At 46.3% G+C, this 19,112-nt stretch carries 14 protein-coding genes; 4 read left to right on the forward strand and 10 right to left on the reverse strand.

The window, feature by feature from the left end; genetic code table 11:
* Positions 1 to 146: 146 nt before the first annotated feature.
* The 6 genes from QUB64_RS00825 to ftsH2 form a co-directional block, all read right to left on the reverse strand.
* Positions 147 to 1,367 carry a hybrid sensor histidine kinase/response regulator gene (locus QUB64_RS00825; RefSeq protein ID WP_333268972.1) on the reverse strand — a complete coding sequence of 407 codons (1,221 nt, stop codon included), beginning with the start codon at positions 1,365 to 1,367 and terminating at the stop codon, positions 147 to 149.
* Between the two features lie 9 nt (positions 1,368 to 1,376).
* Positions 1,377 to 4,304 (reverse strand): PAS domain S-box protein, encoded by a 2,928-nt coding sequence (locus tag QUB64_RS00830; protein WP_333268973.1) that lies wholly within the window; start codon positions 4,302 to 4,304, stop codon positions 1,377 to 1,379.
* Positions 4,305 to 4,743: 439 nt separating this feature from the next.
* A complete protein-coding gene (locus tag QUB64_RS00835; RefSeq protein WP_333268974.1) occupies positions 4,744 to 6,033 on the reverse strand; it encodes an aminopeptidase P N-terminal domain-containing protein in 1,290 nt (429 codons plus the stop codon).
* 199 nt (positions 6,034 to 6,232) lie between these two features.
* On the reverse strand, positions 6,233 to 6,670 hold the full coding sequence (locus tag QUB64_RS00840) for a surface-adhesin E family protein (RefSeq protein WP_333268975.1): 438 nt from the start codon (positions 6,668 to 6,670) through the stop codon (positions 6,233 to 6,235).
* Positions 6,671 to 6,925: 255 nt separating this feature from the next.
* Entirely contained in the window at positions 6,926 to 7,324 is a 399-nt protein-coding gene (locus QUB64_RS00845) for a hypothetical protein (RefSeq protein ID WP_333268976.1), read from the reverse strand.
* 327 nt (positions 7,325 to 7,651) lie between these two features.
* Positions 7,652 to 9,538 carry an ATP-dependent zinc metalloprotease FtsH2 gene (ftsH2, locus tag QUB64_RS00850; protein ID WP_333268977.1) on the reverse strand — a complete coding sequence of 629 codons (1,887 nt, stop codon included), beginning with the start codon at positions 9,536 to 9,538 and terminating at the stop codon, positions 7,652 to 7,654.
* A gap of 320 nt (positions 9,539 to 9,858) precedes the next feature.
* On the opposite strand from ftsH2, the gene QUB64_RS00855 reads away from it, so the two are divergent.
* The 3 genes from QUB64_RS00855 to QUB64_RS00865 all read left to right on the forward strand — a co-directional run bounded on the left by QUB64_RS00855 (position 9,859) and on the right by QUB64_RS00865 (position 11,951).
* Positions 9,859 to 10,941 carry a ParM/StbA family protein gene (locus tag QUB64_RS00855; protein WP_333268978.1) on the forward strand — a complete coding sequence of 361 codons (1,083 nt, stop codon included), beginning with the start codon at positions 9,859 to 9,861 and terminating at the stop codon, positions 10,939 to 10,941.
* A 20-nt stretch (positions 10,942 to 10,961) separates the two neighbouring features.
* Positions 10,962 to 11,480, forward strand: coding sequence for a hypothetical protein (locus tag QUB64_RS00860; protein ID WP_333268979.1), 519 nt, complete (start codon positions 10,962 to 10,964; stop codon positions 11,478 to 11,480).
* A gap of 96 nt (positions 11,481 to 11,576) precedes the next feature.
* On the forward strand, positions 11,577 to 11,951 hold the full coding sequence (locus tag QUB64_RS00865) for a hypothetical protein (RefSeq protein WP_333268980.1): 375 nt from the start codon (positions 11,577 to 11,579) through the stop codon (positions 11,949 to 11,951).
* On the opposite strand, the gene QUB64_RS00870 is transcribed toward QUB64_RS00865, so the two are convergent.
* From QUB64_RS00870 to QUB64_RS00880, 3 genes are all read right to left on the reverse strand, one after another.
* The gene (locus tag QUB64_RS00870; RefSeq protein ID WP_333268981.1) at positions 11,882 to 12,817 is read right to left on the reverse strand and encodes a hypothetical protein; all 936 of its coding nucleotides are present in this window, start codon (positions 12,815 to 12,817) and stop codon (positions 11,882 to 11,884) included. The genes QUB64_RS00865 and QUB64_RS00870 overlap by 70 nt on opposite strands.
* A 227-nt stretch (positions 12,818 to 13,044) precedes the next feature.
* Complete coding sequence (mgtE, locus tag QUB64_RS00875) at positions 13,045 to 14,442, reverse strand: magnesium transporter (protein WP_333268982.1); 1,398 nt, start codon at positions 14,440 to 14,442, stop codon at positions 13,045 to 13,047.
* 702 nt (positions 14,443 to 15,144) lie between these two features.
* Positions 15,145 to 16,674 carry an ABC transporter permease gene (locus tag QUB64_RS00880; protein ID WP_333268983.1) on the reverse strand — a complete coding sequence of 510 codons (1,530 nt, stop codon included), beginning with the start codon at positions 16,672 to 16,674 and terminating at the stop codon, positions 15,145 to 15,147.
* A gap of 112 nt (positions 16,675 to 16,786) precedes the next feature.
* Here QUB64_RS00880 and QUB64_RS00885 point away from each other — a divergent pair, with 112 nt between their 5' ends.
* Entirely contained in the window at positions 16,787 to 17,002 is a 216-nt protein-coding gene (locus QUB64_RS00885; protein WP_333268984.1) for a hypothetical protein, read from the forward strand.
* A 251-nt stretch (positions 17,003 to 17,253) separates the two neighbouring features.
* Here the strand turns inward: QUB64_RS00885 and QUB64_RS00890 are convergent, their stop codons facing one another.
* The gene (locus QUB64_RS00890) at positions 17,254 to 18,600 is read right to left on the reverse strand and encodes an ABC transporter ATP-binding protein (RefSeq protein ID WP_333268985.1); all 1,347 of its coding nucleotides are present in this window, start codon (positions 18,598 to 18,600) and stop codon (positions 17,254 to 17,256) included.
* Positions 18,601 to 19,112 lie beyond the last annotated feature (512 nt).

Below are 19,112 nucleotides of genomic sequence, written 5' to 3' on the forward strand. Positions count from 1 at the left end.
GCCGTCTGCATCTGTTATTCTTCAACCTGCTCCCGTCAGGTGAGAGTTTGACGCTTACGCGGTTTCAACCGCCGTCTGCATCTGTTATTCTTCAACCTGCTCCCGTCAGGTGAGAGTTTGACGCTTACGCGGTTTCAACCGCCGTCTTATCTCTGATTTTTGCAGGGAAGAGCCACATAAGGAAGCGCGACTGTAAAGGTAGTGCCAACGCCGATTTGGCTTTCGCAGGCGATCGCACCTCCTTGCAAATCCACAGCTTTTTTAACAATAGTTAAGCCCAAACCGTTACCTTTAATCTTTCCAGTATTCTTGCAGCGGTAAAACATTTCAAATATTTTCCCTACTTCAGTTTCTGGGATGCCCATACCTTCGTCTCGGATGCGCATAATTAGTAAGGGAGAGTTCATATTTGTAAATTTGGAATTGGGAAACAAACACTGAGGAGACAAACAGAATATAGGTTCTTTGCCTCCCTCACCTGCTTGACTGTATTCCAATTCTAAGGTGACTTTCCCGCCGTTTGGGGAATATTTGATAGCGTTGACAATTAAGTTAGAAATAATGCAGTGCAGCAATTGTTGATCTAACATCGCGCTGGTAACGCCTGACGGGATTAATGTTAGTTTGTGCTTTGCTTCATTTCCTAACTGCAATTGAGCCAGCAAGTCTTGACAAAATTCAACTAAATTTATCGGTAATGGATGGCATTTGAGTTTGCCTGCTTCTGCTCGCCCCATGAACAGCATATCGTCTATTAGCTGGTTCATCTTTTGGGTAGCTGAGTGCACTAAGCGCAGGGTTTTGACTTGGGATTCGTCACTGCTGCGAGTGCGATCGAACTCTAGGATCTCCGCAGAGATTAAAATCGCATTCAGCGGGTTGCGCAATTCGTGGGCAGCCATTGATATATACTGGTTTTGGCGCTGCGATTTTTCTTCCACCGACTCTCTGGCTGCTTCCTCAGCTTTGAGAGCTGCTCGCATTTTGGCCTCGATTTCGTGTCTGTGCAGAGCAATCTCGATCGCCACCCGCAAATCATTTTGTTGAAATGGTTTGATAATGTAACCGAAGGGATCTGTAAGTTTCGCTCTTTGCAGAGTTTTCTCGTCGGCATAAGCTGTTAAAAATACTGTTGGTACATCAATTTTGGTTCTGATTTGTTCGGCTGCTGTTACGCCGTCCATGTCACCTTTAAGCACGATATCCATCAGCACTATGTCTGGCGGATTTTCGGCTACTTTTTCAATAGCTTCTTCCCCTGAAGCAACTGTAGCTGTTACTGCATAACCCAGTCTTTTTAATCTACCTGCTATGTCCTGGGCCACAATAATTTCGTCTTCTACAACCAAAACTTTTATAGGGTTCATATTTTTTTCTTAAATGCGACGCCGATAATTTAACTCAAGGAAAGTAATATGGTAACAAGTTCCGCACTCACTGTCAATTACAAGAGTTCCCTCTAATTGCTGAGTCAACATCCGCACTAATCGCAATCCTAATGTTTCGGTAGTTTCCACATCAAAGTCCGCCGGAAATCCGCTGCCGTTGTCTTGAATAGTTAAGTGAAACTGCTGAGGAATTACTTCATGAAAATTAATATTAATTTCACCTGCTAAACTTTGGTCAAAAGCATATTTTAAGGAATTAGAAACCAGTTCGTTAATAATTAAACCGCAAGGAATTGCTGTTTCTATGTTTAAATAAATGGGGTCAAGATTTAAATTAAATTGAATGGAAGTGTTGCCGCAACCAAAAGATTGATACAAATTAGCAACCAAGTTTTCGACGTAGGGAGGGAGGTCGATCCGATCGAGATGTTCGGATTGATAAAGTTGCTCGTGAATCAGAGCCATTGAATGGATGCGTGTCTGGCTTTCTTCAAATAAAGCTAGTGTCGGTTCGTCTTCAATGTATTGAGATTGAAGTTGCAGCAGGCTGGAAACAACCTGCATATTATTTTTAACTCGGTGGTGAATTTCTTTGAGCAATACTTCTTTTTCGCGGAGTGCTGCTTGGATGCGGGCCTCGGTCAATTTGCGATCGCTAATATCTTCGCAAATACCCGCGAGCCTGTAAATTTTGCCCGATTCGTCGTAAATAGGAAAAGCTCGATCGCACAGCCAGCGAATTGTGCCGTCTGGCAGAAAAATCCGATATTCGGTGCTGGTAGACTCGCCCTGCAATACTCGCGGAATTGCCTCTTGCAAAAGGTATTTATCTTCTGGATGCACCAACTCCATCCATCTTAATGGATCGGCATACAATTCTTCGCGACTGCGCCCCCAGATTTGTTCGTAAGCTGGACTTATGTAAAGTACATCGGTCAATTCAACAGAAAGTAGCCAGAAGGAATCTTGGATATTTTCTGCTAGCTGGCGGAAGCGTTCTTCACTTTCACGGATCGCTTTTTCTGCCTGTTTGCGATCGCTGATATCTTCTGCAATACCAACAACACGATAAACTTCACCAGCTTGATTTCTAATCGGAAAAGCCCGATCGCGAATCCAGCGAGTTTCACCATCCGGCCTGACAATTCGATATTCTATCTCGTTTTCAGCTAAATTTTTTTGAGTGAAGGTAGCCATCACGCGAGTTCGGTCTTCCGGATGGATAGAATCTGCACAAAAGCGCCCGGAAGCATACAAATCATCGCAGCTTCTCCCCCAGATTTTTGCGTAACCCGGACTGATATAAACCATTTTCTGCGGTTGAACGTCTACCATCCAAAACACGCTTTCAATATTTTCGGCTAGCTGTCGGAACCTTTCTTCGCTTTCCTTGAGTGCTGCTTCGGCTTGTTTGCGATCGCTGATATCTTCGATGACTGCTATGTTGTAAACTGCTCCGCTCAACGGTTCTTCGACTAGGGAAACAGTGATATTTACCCAAATTAAAGAACCGTCTTGACAAACCAAGCGTTTTTCCATATTGAAACAATCAACTTCCCTAGCAAACAACCTGTGATTTTTTGCCAAGTCTGAATCTAGATCTTCACGGTAAGTGACATCCATCCAAGTTCGGCCCAGCAATTCTTCGGCAGTATACCCTAAAATATTGCAAAACTTTTGGTTGACTCGCAAATAGCGGCCATTTTTGTCGCAGTGGGTAATGCCGACTGCTGCTTGTTCGACGGTTGCGCGAAAACGTTCTTCGCTATCTCTAAGGGCAGCTTCTGCTTTTTTGCGATCGCTAATATCGCGCTGCACGCCAAAATACCCGACAATTCTGCCCTGGGAATCGTCAATGCAAATATAATCGCCTTCCACCCAAATTAGCTCACCATCAAACTTGCGATTGTCATTTTCGATGTGAATTCTGCCAGCATCAAAAAATTGCCTGATAATTTCTCTGCCACCAGCCAAGTTGTGGGACAATAAAGAGTTAAGCGTCACGCCAATAAACTCTTCCCTAGTAGCTCCGTATTGAGATATCAAAGCATCGTTTGCCTTCGTTACCCGCCCGCTAGCAAATACGTAATCCAAGACTTTTTCTTTGTCAGCGGTATCGTCCCAGTGCACTGGCTCCTCCAGCATCATAAAGAAAAAACCATTTAAAGATTGAGAGAAAAACAATTCTAGCTGTTGCTGGCTTTCCCGTAAAAATTCTTCGGTGCGCCAGCGGTCGATAATTTCTTCCCGCAATTGTTGGTTAGCTATTCTTAAATCTTCACTACGTTTGTGATATTTTATTTCTAGTTCATTTTTCAGCCGTCGCAGCGCGAATTCTGCCTGCTTTCTTTCGCTAATATCTTGAGTAACTACCATGCCTGCAAAAATTTCTTCTCGGTCGTTTTTGACCGGAGAAATTGTTGTTGAATAAAATCGATCGCGGTATTTATATTCAAAATTATTCTCTTCTCCTGCTAAAGCCGCGCGATATTTGGTCTCAAAAAGTTGCAAATCTTCTGGGGGCGATACTTCCCACAATGTTTGGCCTTCCAACAATTCTTTGGACAAACCAACTACTGCCAAACCTTGACCGTCAACCAGAGTATAGCGCAAATCGCGATCGAACAAAAATACCGAGCCATTCGGATAATGTTTGATCAGAGTTCGGTACATTTCCTGGCTTTTTTCCAGAGATGCGATTAACTGAGCGCGATCGTCGTCGGCGATCTGCAATTCAGTTGCGGAACCCGAAAAGCCGGCCTTCTCGACTGCTTTGAGTTGTGCTGCTAATTTCTGGCACAATTCTCTCTGCTGCTGCAAATCCTGTTCGAGTTGCAGAATTTTTGCGCTTTGCTCTGCGACTAATGCTTCGCAGCTTTCGAGAGGTCGATCGATCTTTGTGGGATCAATACACATATAGTAATACTCAAATGAGTGAGGTACAAAGTGCTAATTGGTAATGGGTAATGGGTAATGGATAAGACAACTGGGGAGCACCTTATACCAGTTCCCAAACAAATGCAACTGTAGGCCAGCTCTCAACCCATACAAAATAAGTCATTCTCAATTATTTAATCTCAAATGATATGGCTCTTTTTTTTTGCAGTTGCGGACTTGAGTTTTGTCCAGCTTAGCATTAATACGACTAACGCCAAAAAAAGGTAGGAATCGCGAATTATAGCAGTGCGCAGTGCGCACCCTACACAACGCCGGTTATGAGTCCAAGAGTGTGATTACTTTCCTTCTTCCTGATGACTGCTGACTGCTGACTACTGACTGCTGACTGCTGACTGCTGACTACTAACTACTGACTGCTGACTACTAACTACTGACTACTGACTACTGACGAATTCCTTCATTTAGGAACTCCCGCCGTCAAGACTTCATGACTGTCAAATGTCACCAAAACATCATCTTCAATTCTCACACCAATACCGCGCCATTTTTCAGGAACCTCCGGCTGTCCTTCAACGGGTTTAATATAAGGAGAAATATAAATCCCCGGTTCCACCGTCAGCACCTGTCCTGCCTGCAAAAGTTGCGGATTTTCGCCGTACTGATAAACGCCGACATCGTGCACGTCCAATCCCAGCCAGTGACCAGTGCGGTGCATATAAAACGGCTTGTATTTCTCCTCTTTAATTATCTCTTCAATGTCACCGACCAAAAGTTTTAAATCCATTAAACCTTCTACCAAAACGCGCACGGCTGTTTCGTGAATTTTGCTGTAAGGATTTCCCGGATATACTTGACTAATTGCCTGCAATTGTGCTTGCAAAACTAAGTCGTAAATTATCTGTTGTTCGGCGGTGAATTTGCCGTTGACGGGAAAGGTGCGAGTAATATCGGCGTTGTAGTAGCTGCAAGCACAACCGGCATCTATTAGCAGCAAGTCGTTTTCCTGCATTTGGCGGTTGTTTTCGATGTAGTGGAGGACGCAGGCATTGTTACCGGATGCCACAATTGAAGGATAAGCGGGAGTGCCGCCATTCATGCCAAAAATATGTTCTATTTCTGCTTGAATTTCGTATTCGTACCTGCCCGGTTTGGCGAATTCTCGGGCGCGGTTGTGGGCGGTCACTGAGATATTAGCTGCTTTGCGCATTAATGCTAATTCTGTTTGGCTTTTCACCAGCCGCATCGGGTGTAATATGATGTTGGAATCTTCGATCGCAGTGGGGCCTGTACCGCGTTTGGGGTAAGTGCGCATCAAGCTTTGCCAGTGGTTGAGGACTGTTTGGTCGAATGTGCGATCGCGCCCGAAGTGATAGTATATGCGATCGGCTTTTTCTAAATATTTCGGCAGTTTTTCGGCAAGTTCGGCGATAGGAAACGCTTCATCGGCACCGTACAACTCCTTAGCACCTTCAACTCCAGCGCGATAACCGTGCCAAGTTTCTTTTTCCAAGTCTTTTGGCTGCACGAACAACACAAATTTGTGTTCTTCGTGGTGCGGGGCGAGCACTGCTACCGCCGCAGCTTCGTTGAAACCGGTTAAATAGAAAAAATCGCTATCTTGTCGGTAGGCGTATTCAACATCGTTGTGCATGACGGCTGCGGGCGCGCTGCGAAATATCGCCGTCCCGCTGCCAATTTTAGCCATTAATTGTTCGCGCCTTTGCCGGTATTCGCTGGGGTGGGTCATTCGATTTTAGATTTTAGATTTTAGATTTTAGATTGAGATTTTAGATTGAGGATCTCTTCAGGGGGGGATTGCGCCTACAAGTGCGCGGTTAACTAACCGTAGGGTGCGTCAGGGGGGATAATTTTTGAGTAGGTTGTCAAAATATTCAGCCCCTGAGGCACCCTACAATAATTACAATAACTCGATCGCCATTTTAAGCTTATTCGATCGCCAATTTACAAGTATAGTCAACCAGCCTTGAAAAAGGGGAGTTAGGAGTAATTAAAGTCCATCTCGGATCAAAATCCGACCAATTTCGGCCATATTTGATAGCCCTGACAATTCTAAACTGTCGCTGCTTGCAGTTGAATTCCATTTGCACGAACATTTTCTGGTAACTAGACTGCTGAGTTCCTAAAATAGTTCTAACGGGATAATAGGGAACACCGGGAATATCAGATTTGCTTAATTTTACGCTGCTGGGATCGATGCAAATATATGCAAAACATCTTAATTTTTCGGGGTCGATGCAAATATCTACAAAACATCTTAATTTTTCGGCGCGGGCGCTCAAAGTATTGACGGAAACAAAAATCCAAGTAGCTAGAAAAAAGCTTGACAAGTTATTAATTTTATGTTCTGTAAATCGAGTTTTCATCTGCGTTAATTTGCGTTCATCTGCGGTTGCTCTCTCAAAAATCAACTCAGCGGTTAAAATCGCACACCAAACAGACAAAACCCGCTGTAAGGCAGGTTGAATTTCTTCAGTCCGCCGGAGGTGTTCGGCGAGCGAAGTGCGCGCTTAACTAACCGTAGGGTGCGTCAGGGGGGATAATTTTTGAGTAGGTTGTCAAAATATTCAGCCCCTGACGCACCCTACAATAATTACAATAACTCGATCGACATTTTAAGCTTATTCGATCGCCAATTTACAAGTATAGTCAACCATCCGAGACAAAGATGAGTTGCGATCGACCAAAGTCCATCTGGGATCGAAATTCGACCAATTTTCGCCATCTTGGCTAACTCGGACAGTTCTAAACTCTCGCTGTCGGCAGTTAACTTCCATCTGCGCCAGCATTTTCTCGTTACTAAATTGCTGAGTCCCTAAAATAGTTCTAACTGGATAAGACGGAGCACCGGGAAAATCCGATTTACTTGATTTAACGCTGCTGGGTTCGATGCAAATATCTACAAAACATCTTAATTTTTCGGCGCGGGCGCTCAAAGTATTCACGGAAACAAAAATCAAACTAGCTAGAAAAAAACTTGACAAATTATTGATTTTATGTATGGCAATCTTTGTCTTCATCTGCGTTAATTGGAGTCGATCTGCGGTGGCTATTTCATAGCATGGCCGTTCGATTACCATAACAAAAAAGGGTTCGTAGTGCGTCCTGGCGGCCGCTCTCAAATCGCGGACGCCAGGACGCACTACAAACGAATCTTATCGCGATCGATCAACCGGACACGATATCGAAATAAATTCGGCGGTTGAAACCGCTTCTACACAGACAAAACCCGCTGTCAGGCGGGTTGATTTTCTTCAGTCCGCGGAGGCGGACTTTGTTTGTGTAGTCGCGAATTCTATTCGCCCTAAATATTCGCTGAATATTCGCTGAATATTCGCCCTGACTTTTTAAAGCTGAGGAACGTATTGTTCTTTTTCAGGAACAAAAGTGTATTCAGAGACGATTAGGCGCAACTCTTCGCCGTCGATGGTTTCTTTTTCGATCAGCAAATCGACTAAACGATCGACCACGGTACGATTTTCGCGAATAATTCGGCGCGCATCTTCGTAACAACGATCGACAATCGATCGAACTTGTCCGTCAATGCGAGAGGCGATTTCTTCGGAATATTCCGATCGCGCGGTGTAGTCGCGGCCGAGGAAAATTTCGCTTTGTTGAGCTTCCAGGGCGATCGGGCCCAAGGTAGACATCCCGTAGCGAGTTACCATTTGGCGCGCCATACCGCTGACTTGCTGTAAGTCGTTGCCGGCACCGGTGGTTACTTCAGCATCGCCGAAAACTACTTCTTCGGCTGCGCGGCCGCCCAAAGCACCGCTAATCCGTGCTAAAATTTGCGATCTTGAAATCAAACCTTGGTCTTCGCTGGGCATGAACCAAGTCAAGCCGCGGGCTTGTCCGCGAGGAACTAAGGTAACTTTTTGCACGGGATCGTGGGCTTGAATGACTGTACCGACGATCGCGTGGCCGATTTCGTGGTAAGCAATCAAGCGTTTGCTCTTGCTGTCCACCAGCGGTGTGCCTTCCATACCTGCGACGACGCGATCGACTGCATCGTCAATTTCGAGCATCGTAATCGCTTCTTTGCGGCGTCTTGCTGTTAAAATAGCAGCTTCATTGAGCAAGTTAGCCAAATCCGCGCCGGTAAAACCAGGAGTGCGGCGGGCGATCGCATCCAAAGAAATCTCCTCAGACAGCTTCTTGTTGCGCGCGTGAACTTCAAGAATGGACAATCTGCCTTTGATATCCGGCGTATCTACGCTAACTTGGCGGTCAAAACGACCCGGACGCAGCAAAGCCGAGTCGAGAACGTCAGGGCGGTTTGTGGCAGCAATGATGATGATGCCAGTATTGCCTTCAAAACCGTCCATTTCGGTCAGCAACTGGTTCAGGGTTTGTTCCCGTTCGTCGTTACCGCCGCCGATACCGGCGCCGCGCTGGCGGCCGACTGCATCGATTTCATCAATAAAGATGATACAAGGAGCATTTTCTTTAGCTTTCTTGAACAAGTCGCGGACGCGGGATGCGCCGACACCGACGAACATTTCCACAAATTCGGAACCGGAGATGCTGAAGAAAGGGACGGCGGCTTCGCCTGCGATCGCTTTTGCCAGCATGGTTTTGCCTGTTCCCGGAGGGCCCACTAGCAGTACGCCTTTGGGAATCTTGGCCCCGACTGCGGTGAAGCGTTCGGGTTTTTTGAGGAAAGTCACGACTTCGGCGAGTTCTTCTTTGGCTTCTTCCACGCCTGCTACGTCGTCGAACAGTACGCCTGTTTTAGCTTCCATTTGAAAGCGTGCTTTGGATTTGCCAAAATTCATGGCTTGGCCTGGGCCTCCTGGCACGTTGCCGCCGCGGCGGAACAGGAAGAACAGCCCTCCTACTAACAGTAGGGGAAATACTAGATTGCCTAAAACTCCCCAGATAGCGCCGTCGTTGCGCAGGGGGTGAGTGTCGAAGCTGATTTTGGAGTCTCTGAGTCGAGAAACCAGTTCCGGGGCATTTGAGGGCAAGTCCACGCGCCACCGCTGCACGTGATTGTCCAGTTCGGGATCGATTGCTTCGACAATCGCCGTCCGACCTCCGTCGTAAAGGTCAACGCTGGTGACTCGATCGGCGTTTAAGTAATCTAAGAATCTACCGTAGCTCAGGCGGGTGCTGGCGGTGTTCTTGGTCATTTCTGCTGGGGATGGGGCAAAGGCCCCCTGCCACAAGAAAAAGCCGATGACTAGGGCGGGTAAAGTCCAAAGTAGTATAGTTCGCCAAGAAATTTTCATAAATGCGGGTGCCTTGAATTGGGGACTGATCGGGTAAGATCGCGGTGTCGGAGGAGTGTGACAAAAGTTTACACTCAGAATCTTAACTAAATTTAACTTAACAATGCACGATCGGGCAACAGGGCCGATCGCGGCGATTGAGAAAAAGTTAGGTTAGTTACGGTAAGGGCGATCGTCCCGAATATAATGTTTGGTGCTGATTTCAATACCGATCTAGGTAGAGTTAGAAGCATCGCCGCTTTCACCCACTGTCTTTAAGCGCGGCAGTGTCAAGGGATAAGGCATGATAATGGTGAGGCTCAGTGAGGTAACACATTTCAATGACAACTAGACAGCTTGTTCCTAATTCGGCTATGCTGACGCAGCAGACTAAGATCGCTTCTCACAAATCGATTATTAGTGCTGATTTGGGTCGTACAGCAACTAAAGCTTGCGTGAGTCGCAACCCGAGCGGTGTTGTTTTTATCCCTGCCAACGTGGCTGCTATGCCCGTGGAAAAGGTGCGGGGCGGCAGCTTTGAGTCAAAAGCAACAGACCCTCTGTTGGATATGTGGCTGGAGCACCAGGGCAAGGGGTACGCCATCGGCCAACTGGCTGCGGACTTTGGCGCTAATCTCGGCGGTGCTGACCAGTCGAAAGTAGTAGATGCTTTGGTTAAGGTTTTTTCCTGTGCAGGATATTTCCAGATGAAGGGCGAAATGGCAGTAGTGCTGGGTTTGCCTTTTTATTCGCAGGATCAGTTTGAGAAAGAAAAGGAAGAGATTATCAGCCAACTCCGCTCTCCCCACGTTGTGGTGTACCGCGGCGAGCGTTTGGAAATTGACATTCGCCACGTTTGGGTGATGCCGGAAGGATTCGGCAGCCTGATTTGGTGCGAAGCTCAAGACAACAAGGAGTTTACGCCGGATTTACCGGAACTGTCGGTGGCTGTTGTCGATATCGGACACCAAACTACTGATTTGTTAATGGTCGATCGTTTCCGGTTCGCCCGGGCCGCTTCTAAGAGCGATTCCTTCGCCATGAACAAATTCTACGAACAAGTTGCCTCAAAAATTCCGGGGGCAGACCCTCAATCCCTGTCTTTACTGGAAGGGGTGAATAAACCGGAAGGCCAGCGTTTCTACCGTCCTAGAGGAGCGACTAAGCCGACTAATTTAGATCCGATTATTAAGGATTTGCGGGAGGCTTTCGCTAACGAACTATCCGAACGTTTGGTACAGTGGCTGCCGGAACGGGTGACGGACGTAGTTCTGACTGGCGGTGGCGGCGAATTTTTCTGGGAGGTACTCCAACCTTTGCTGAAAGACGCCAATCTTAAGGCTCACTTGGCTCAGCCTTCTCGGAAAGCTAATGCTTTGGGACAGTTTATTTATGCTGAGGCTCAGCTAGCCACGATAAAGTAACGCATTAAGGCTTGAACCCTATGGCACTGTGGGCAAAAAATAAGGCGAATTTCTCGGTGGCGTTTACAGAAGATGCTGCCGATCAAACTTTGCTGGCCGCTATTGAAAAAGAGTTGGCTTTTACGAAGTATCAGACTTTCAGCAATCTCTGCAAGCAAGCTTTGTGGCAGTTTTTGTCTGTATCTGAGTCTGCTAGCTCTACAGATAGCTCTCAGCGGTTGGAACAGGGTATTGCTGAACTTACGGTCAGATTTGCTGAGTTCGAGCGCAAAGTTTCTGCTGAGGAATTAAGCCGTTTGGAAGGACTGGAACATCACCTGAGTCAATTGGGCGCGCAGTTGGATCAGTTGCAGGGGAGTGTTAACAGTAAGTTTGCTCAAGTTTCTTTTGCCCAAGTTTCAAAAGTAGTAGAGCCTCACCCGATCGAGTCTGAGTCTGTAGCGGACGATCGTGTAGTTTCTGATGCTGAGGTTGCTCCTCGTCGGGAGTCCGATCCTTTATTGGAGCGTTTAAGTTCTTTGTTACCGCAAGATTTCTAGAATGAGGTAGGCCAAGGCTAAAAAGCCTTGAGATTTGATGTTAGTGGCCCGCTGTTGGCAGCGGGTACTGAATAAATAAATAAAGCGATCGCTCTTTTGAAAAAAAGGGCGATCGCTTTTTTATTGGGCATGGGGCATGGGGCATGGGGCATGGGGCATCGGGGATGGGGCATCTTGCCCGCTCGCGAAGTCGAAGGGTGGGCATCGGGCATGGGGCATCGGGCATCGGGGATGGGGCATCGGGCATCGGGCATCGGGCATTGGTCTATCAACTGTCCACTGTCCACTGTCCACTGCCAACTGTCCACTGCCAACTGTCAACTGCCAACTGTCAACTGTCAACTGCCAACTGCCAACTGCCAACTGCCAACTGCCAACTGCCAACTGTCCACTGTCCACTGTCAACTGTCCACTGAATCCATCAATCCTAATTTTTGCAAGCGCGAACGAATAGCAACAGGTTGTCGCTGAAATTTCTGAGCTAATTCACCAATTTCTTGGCAGTTTGCATATTCTTTCTGCAAATTCTCGTCTTCCTCCCGACTCCACTTTACGTAAGCTCTGGGATATTTCTGGCGAATTTTATCATTCTGGGCTTTAGATCGATCGGCATTTTTTTGCTCGGCATTCAAACCAGAACCCAACTGTTGGTTAATTTCCCCGCCGCGACTAGCTACAGCCTCCTCAACCCGGCTGGGAATCACAGCAATTTCTTGAGTAAGCTGAGCCAAAGCATTATCCACTTGTTGCTGAAGTTCTGTTAGCTGCCGCTGCTGCAAATTTCCCCACTGCGGCAGTTCGTTGATAAATTCCTGCAAATCCAGAATGATTGTTGTCAAAGTTTCGACTTGTTGCAACTCCGGCCGTTGTTTGAATTGGCGGCTGGTGATTTCGATCTCGCTTTGAATCATTTTAATAGTTTTTTCTAAAATTATGATCCGCTGGCGCAGGTTCTCAATTGCTGAAATTAGAGAGTGTGCATTTTCTCCCGGCGCAACATTGAGATTTTCGCGAGATGTTTGAGCAAGAGCTTCGTCTACAGCATTGACAGCAAGTTGCAATTGCTCGATCGCGCGATCGCTAGTAGCGGCTTGTTGGTTTACGCGATCGAACACTGCCGCCGTACTTGTTTTAACTTGGCCGCGCAACTTCTGGCGGTTCACAAAATTCAACACCAGCGAAATCACCACAGGTACTTCGACATAAATGCTCTGCTGCAAAACCAAACTAGCAGCCAATCCCACAGCCGAGGCAGCAAGAGATACCAATTCAGCAGTTTCTAACAAATTGCTCGAGTTGGAATTTTGGATTTTGGTTGGTGAATTAGATGATGACATAGGTTAATACGATTTTAGATTTTAGATTTTAGATTTTAGATTTTAGATTGAAGAATGGGGAATGACTGATTTCAGAAGGGTTTGGATCGCGGGTCTAAAGTTGCATTATTTTTTTAAACTGGTATAAGTGTGTGAGTAAAAATAAAGTGTGAGCGCTTTGGCCCCCGAATTGAGCATTGGTGAACAACAAATTAAGTTTTTTATTGACACTCATCTAATTAAATATATTATATTTGCAAAATTAGTCGAGCTAAAGTGAAATAAATTAAGACTCCCAGGACATCAACTGCGGTGGTAATAAAAGGAGCTGACATTAAAGCGGGGTCTAAACCCAAAGAACGAAAGAGAAACGGCAGAGCTGAACCGGCAAGAGAAGCTAAAATTGCGATCGCCAGCAAACTCACCCCCACCGCGATTGCCACGGCTAAATTCCCTTGCAGAGTGTAAGCCCAGCCCGTCGCTACCGTCCCCAATATAGCTCCTAGCAGCGCTCCTGCCATCCCCTCGCGGACAATTACTTGCAAGGGGCCCATGGCTGTAATTTCGTCAGTGTTCAACCCGCGAATTACCACAGTTGAGGACTGAGCTCCGACATTGCCTCCAGTGCCCGTCAGCAGCGGAATAAAGGCTGCTAGGGCAACTACTTGGTGCAAAATATCTTCTTGAGCCCTAATAATTGTGCCAGTGACAGTATTGGTTAACAGCAGAACAAACAGCCACACCACCCTTTTGCGAGCAACGGTGATTAAATCTGTCTGAAAATAATTGTCGCCGCCGGACTGGACGCCGCCCAATGTATAAATATCTTTATCAGCTTCTTGTTCTAAAATGTCGATCGCGTCGTCCACTGTAATTATCCCCACCAGACGCTGTTCGCGGTCTACAACGGGCACGGCTAAAAAATCGTAACGCTGGATCAGCCTAGCTACTTCTTCTCGATCCGTTCCAGTTTGAACAGAAACTACCTCGCGAGTCATAATTTCGCCGACAGTTTTGTCGAGGGGAGAAGTGACCAAATCCCGCAAGGATAAAATGCCACTCAACCGTCGCGCCGCATCGGTGACGTAAAGAGAATAAATAGTTTCGGTAGTTTTAGCCAAAGAGCGAATTCTGTCTAAAGCTTGGGCGACGGTAAAGCTTTCTTTGAGAGAAATGTATTCCGGGGTCATGATCCGGCCGGCGGTACTGGCTTCGTAACCCAAAAGTTGGGCCGTAGCTTCGCGTTCCGTTGGGCTCAATTCACCTAAGAGGCGGCGGACTAAGATGGCCGGCAGTTCGTCAAATAGTTTAGCTCGATCGTCCGGGGACATTTTGTCTACAATATCGATGACTTCTTGGCGTTTGAATTTTTCGCAGAGGGACTGCTGAACGGTAGAGTCGAGATATTCGTAAACTGCGATCGCTTCGTCTTTAGAAAGCAACCGGAAAGCTATTACTTGCATGGTTTCCGGCAGGCCTTCGATAGCTTCAGCGATGTCTGCTTCCTGCACCGGCTGCAAAATTGCTTTTGCTCCTTGAAAGTCTCCTTGTTCCAACAAAGCCTTTAACTGCGATCGAACTAATTCCCGCAGTTCTTTTCGCGCGTAGGTGGGTTGAGAAGACGATTGATAATTGTTTTCTGTCACTGATGACCCTCCTCATGCAATTTTAGATTTTAGATTTTAGATTTTAGATTTGGGATTTGGGATTAAAGAATTGCGAATGACTTACTAAGTCAGCAGATTTGGACTTGACCTACAGTTGCATTTTTGTGGTAACTGGTATCAACCTGTGCTGCACGCCTTCCTGAATCCAGTTTATAGCCTATTGACACCACTGGTTGCAGTTATTACGATTTCCACGGGCGGCGCGAGCAACCCAATTTTTTGGCAGATGCGGCACCACCAAAACCAAGATGTATTGTCGAAACCAAGTTTTTTGGTATTATGTTTTCGGTCTAGTACAACAGAGTGTGAGTTCTGAACAACGCGCTCGATCACCAATTACCAATTACCAATTATCAATTAAGCTGTGTTGCATCTAGATTGCCTATGGTATTAGAGAGGGAGAAGGGGAGAGGGCGAGAGCGTCCGATGGGGAGAGGATTTTTGATCGGGACTCGAAATATACAATTTAAATGCACAACAGCTTACCAATTACCGATTACCAATTACTAATTACTAATTCCCAATTACTAATTACCTTTGAGAATGGGTATACTCTCAACCCTTCGGCTTCGCTCACAGCTAGCTGTCAACTATCAACTGTCAACCTGTTTGCTGTCAACTGTCCACTATCAACCTGTTTGCTGTCAACTGTCAACTGTCAACTGTCAACTGTCAACCGACTTAAACCAATAACTGGTATTTTTCTTGTGCCAAACGGTAAAGCGGGCGCCACACCAAACGGTTAGTCAATACAACCAACAGCGACATCACAGAAGTAGCCGCTAACAGTAAAGGAAAATTACCCGATGCCGTTGCTTCAGAAATTGTCTCGCCCAAACCGCTCGTTCTAATTATTTCACCTTTAAACTGCACGTATTCGCTGACAATACTTGCATTCCAAGCTCCGCCAACCGCCGTAATAATTCCTGTGATTAAATAAGGGAATATTCCCGGCAAAATTAAAGTTTTCCAGCGCTGAATTAGGGAAAGTTTGTAAACTTGCGCCGCTTCAAACAACTCCGAAGGTATGGCTTGAGCGCCCGCAATCACATTAAACAGCAAATACCACATTGTACCCAACATCATCAGCGCTACAGAACCAATTTGCAACCCGCCTCCAGCGTGAATTAGAGCTAGTAGCAATACGGGAAATAAAGCCGTTGCTGGTACAGAAGCGGCTATTTGCACTAAGGGCTGCAAAATCTGAGCTAAACGCGGATTTCGACCGATCGCCACTCCGACAGGTACAGTCCACAACAGCGATAAAAATAGGGCGCAAATGACTCGCAAAGCTGTGAAAAACGCACCTCCCACGACTTTTTGCCAGTCAGACACACTCAGGAACCGCAACAGCAGCACTGCTTCCCAGGTTCCCCAAAGGACGATCGCAGCAAACCCGCTGACAAACAGCCAATTGATCCAATTTCCGAGGCGGCTTTCTGGGCGAGGACTGGTTGGTAAATTAGCGGGTGCAAAACCTCTTGCCAGCGCGCGATCGAAACTGTCACCTACGGGCGATATTCGCGACTTCAACACCCGCAGCGTCGCCGATCGCCTTAAAAAATCCAACACCTTGGACTGCGGTACATTGGTCGCTTCTACGGCTTGATATTTAAACTTTTCCACCCAAGCAATCAAAGGCTGCCAGATCGAAAAGTCGATCGCCACAATCACACCTATTAATACTGCTAAACCCCAGCCGATCGCCCCAAAGTTCCCTTCATTGGCTGCCTTGCCCAAATAGGAACCGAGTCCGGGTAGATGAAAATTTTTAGCACCCAAGGTAAAAGATTCGATCGCAATCAAAAAGAACCAGCCACCAGCCACTGACATGACGCTGTTCCACACCAGCCCGATCGCACCAGCGGGCAATTCTAACGTCCAAAATTGTTGCCAAGCATTCAGCCGATAAACTTTAGCAGCTTCTTTCAGTTCTTGCGGAATGCCGGAAAGCGACTGATAGAAACTAAAGGTCATATTCCAAGTCATTCCAGTAAATATTAAGATGATCGATGCGAGTTCTACGCCGATTCTTTGACCGGGAAATAACGTAACTAGCGCTAAAACTACTCCGGGCAAAAAGGATAAAACCGGAATTGATTGCAAAATATCTAGTAAGGGAATTAAGATTTTAGCTGCGAGAGGAAAGCGGTAAGCTGAATAAGCATAAACTAGGGTAAATAGGAAGGATAAAATATAAGCCGCTGTCATGCGTAAAAGAGTCTGGGCTGTATAGGCTGGCAAGACATTTAGCGTAGTCTCTATTTTAAAGTTTGGGTTGTAGTCACTGTTGAATTGAGAAGCTGTTTGGACTATTACTAAAATGAGAGAGAAGATTGCTAGAATCAGCAAGCCGTCTTGCCATGTCCAAGCCGATCTTTCTAATGTTTTATTGGCTGGTGTTAGGGGTCTTGTCATAATAATTAGTTATTGGGAATGGGGCATTGGGAATGGGGCATTGGGAATGGGGCATTGGGAATGGGGCATTGGGAATGGGGCATTGGGCATTGCTAACAGTCAACATTTAACAGTCAAATAACAAATAACCAATGACTAATGACGGCAGGACTAATGACTAATAACCAATAACCAATGACTAATGACGGCAGGACTAATGACCAGCCTTCGGCTTCGCTCTTCGGCTAAAATGACTAATGACGGCAGGACTAATGACCAGCCTTCGGCTTCGCTCTTCGGCTAAAATGACTAATGACGGCAGGACTAATGACCAGCCTTCGGCTTCGCTCTTCGGCTAAAAAGACTAATGACGGCAGGACTAATGACTAATGACTACTCATCTTTAGTTTCTGATTCTAAGAAAATTTCGCCCCCTGGTTCGTCGTAGCTGTACAACTCTGCATACCGACCCCAATCAATCGCAGTTTTCAATTGCCGCATTGCTTCTTGGGGGCTAAAGTGGGCTTCGAGAATGTCCAGAATTAACTCTTCTGAAATGCGGTGATTGCGCTTAGACTGAAGCATTCGAGAAATTTGCTGTACGAGGCGAATGTTGCTGAGAATTTGGGTGCGAACAATTTGTTTGCGCTGGTCGATTCCGCCGGCAATGAATTGAATACCAACTGGTGTTAACAGGAGGTCGCCTTCTTGAATTACTAGGAATTCCATTAATTTGGCGGCTTCGACGATCGGCAAAATGTCGTCAACCTCTAACATTAATTCTTGACCGAGGCGGTAAAGGTCTTTCTCCTTGCGATCTTCCAAGAGTTCTAACAAACCTGCGATCGCACCTGTACGCACCTGCGGCAGAGATTGGTATTTAGGCGCAGCGGGCGGGGGCTCGGGTTGAGACACAGTAGTGGCACTTTTAGTCGGTGCAGCAACTGTTTCGCAGCTTAACTCTGGATTGGTGAGAATTTTGTATACTTGGTCTACGAGGGCTTGGAATTCTGCTGTTTTGCGATCGCGGTAGTGCGGCAAAGTCACCGTCAGTTCGGCGCGAATTCGCCCGGGATTGCGGCCGAGGACTACAATGCGATCGGCTAAAATTACCGCTTCCTCAATCCCGTGAGTTACGATTAATACAGATTTAGTCGGAATCTTTTTTTCCAGCCACAAATCTAATAACTCAAACCGCAAGTTTTCTGCTGTCAGCACGTCTAAAGCTGAAAACGGTTCATCCATGCAAAGCAATTCGGGTTCCACCGCCAAAGCCCTAGCAAATCCCACTCGCTGCCGCATTCCGCCGGAAAGTTCTTTCGGATAAGCATTTTCAAATCCATCCAAACCGATAATGTCAATCATCCGCAAGGCTTTTTGGCGGCGCGGTTCTGGCAATTCTCCTTTAGCTTTTAAGCCTAATTCTACATTTTCTAGTACCGTCAGCCAGGGATAAAGGGCAAAGTTTTGAAATACAATGGCTATCCCAGGATTTAAGCCAACTAAAGGACGATTGTGGTAAAAAACTTGACCGTCGCTGGGTGGGATCAGTCCGGCAATCATCCGCATTAATGTTGATTTTCCGGAACCGGAAGGGCCTAGCAAAGCTACTATTTCGCCCGATCGCAGTTCTAAATTTATTGGCTCTAAAATAGATATTTGTTGACCGTTGGGCTGCTGGTAAGCCTTGCTGACACCTTCTAAGGTAATGAGGCACTCTGTTGCTGTTTTAACTATCACAACTAAACCTCCTTGCTTGTTGTTTAACTTTAGTTATTAGTCCTGCCGTCATTAGTCCTGCCGTCATTAGTCCTGCCGTCATTGGTCATTTTAGCCGAAGAGCGAAGCCGAAGGCTGGTCATTAGTTATTAGTCATTGGTCATTTTAGCCGAAGAGCGAAGCCGAAGGCTGGTCATTGGTCATTAGTTATTGGTCATTAGTTATTGGTCATTGGTCATTGGTCATTAGTCCTGCCGTCATTAGTCCTGCCGTCATTAGTCATTAGTCCTGCCGTCATTAGTCCTGCCGTCAAAAACTCTCACAAACTGACAACTGATATTTGTCGGCAGACCGGAGTTTGCGTCCGTTGGTCTTAAAATTGATTCTTGGGTTTCCATACGTATACCTCATAAACTCATTTTTAGCAAGACCTGCTGGCAGGAATGCGTAAAATCTGCGAGATATCAATTAAAGCTGAAATAAGGAGCGATCGCCAAAACCAGGTCGATCTGAAAAAACTTGATTTTTAGATT

The sequence above is a fragment of the Microcoleus sp. Aus8_D2 genome, assembly GCF_036702665.1.
GTDB lineage: Bacteria > Cyanobacteriota > Cyanobacteriia > Cyanobacteriales > Microcoleaceae > Microcoleus.

What these genes read in the sequence shown, in the direction of transcription:
- QUB64_RS00845 (WP_333268976.1), bottom strand. Translation starts at nt 7,324, where the DNA reads ATGAAGACAAAGATTGCCATACATAAAATCAATAATTTGTCAAGTTTT.
- QUB64_RS00830 (WP_333268973.1), bottom strand. Translation starts at nt 4,304, where the DNA reads ATGTGTATTGATCCCACAAAGATCGATCGACCTCTCGAAAGCTGCGAA.
- QUB64_RS00885 (WP_333268984.1), top strand. Translation starts at nt 16,787, where the DNA reads ATGAGAGAGAAGATTGCTAGAATCAGCAAGCCGTCTTGCCATGTCCAA.
- QUB64_RS00855 (WP_333268978.1), top strand. Translation starts at nt 9,859, where the DNA reads ATGACAACTAGACAGCTTGTTCCTAATTCGGCTATGCTGACGCAGCAG.
- QUB64_RS00835 (WP_333268974.1), bottom strand. Translation starts at nt 6,033, where the DNA reads ATGACCCACCCCAGCGAATACCGGCAAAGGCGCGAACAATTAATGGCT.
- QUB64_RS00880 (WP_333268983.1), bottom strand. Translation starts at nt 16,674, where the DNA reads ATGACAGCGGCTTATATTTTATCCTTCCTATTTACCCTAGTTTATGCT.
- QUB64_RS00825 (WP_333268972.1), bottom strand. Translation starts at nt 1,367, where the DNA reads ATGAACCCTATAAAAGTTTTGGTTGTAGAAGACGAAATTATTGTGGCC.
- QUB64_RS00870 (WP_333268981.1), bottom strand. Translation starts at nt 12,817, where the DNA reads ATGTCATCATCTAATTCACCAACCAAAATCCAAAATTCCAACTCGAGC.
- ftsH2 (WP_333268977.1), bottom strand. Translation starts at nt 9,538, where the DNA reads ATGAAAATTTCTTGGCGAACTATACTACTTTGGACTTTACCCGCCCTA.
- QUB64_RS00860 (WP_333268979.1), top strand. Translation starts at nt 10,962, where the DNA reads ATGGCACTGTGGGCAAAAAATAAGGCGAATTTCTCGGTGGCGTTTACA.
- QUB64_RS00840 (WP_333268975.1), bottom strand. Translation starts at nt 6,670, where the DNA reads ATGAAAACTCGATTTACAGAACATAAAATTAATAACTTGTCAAGCTTT.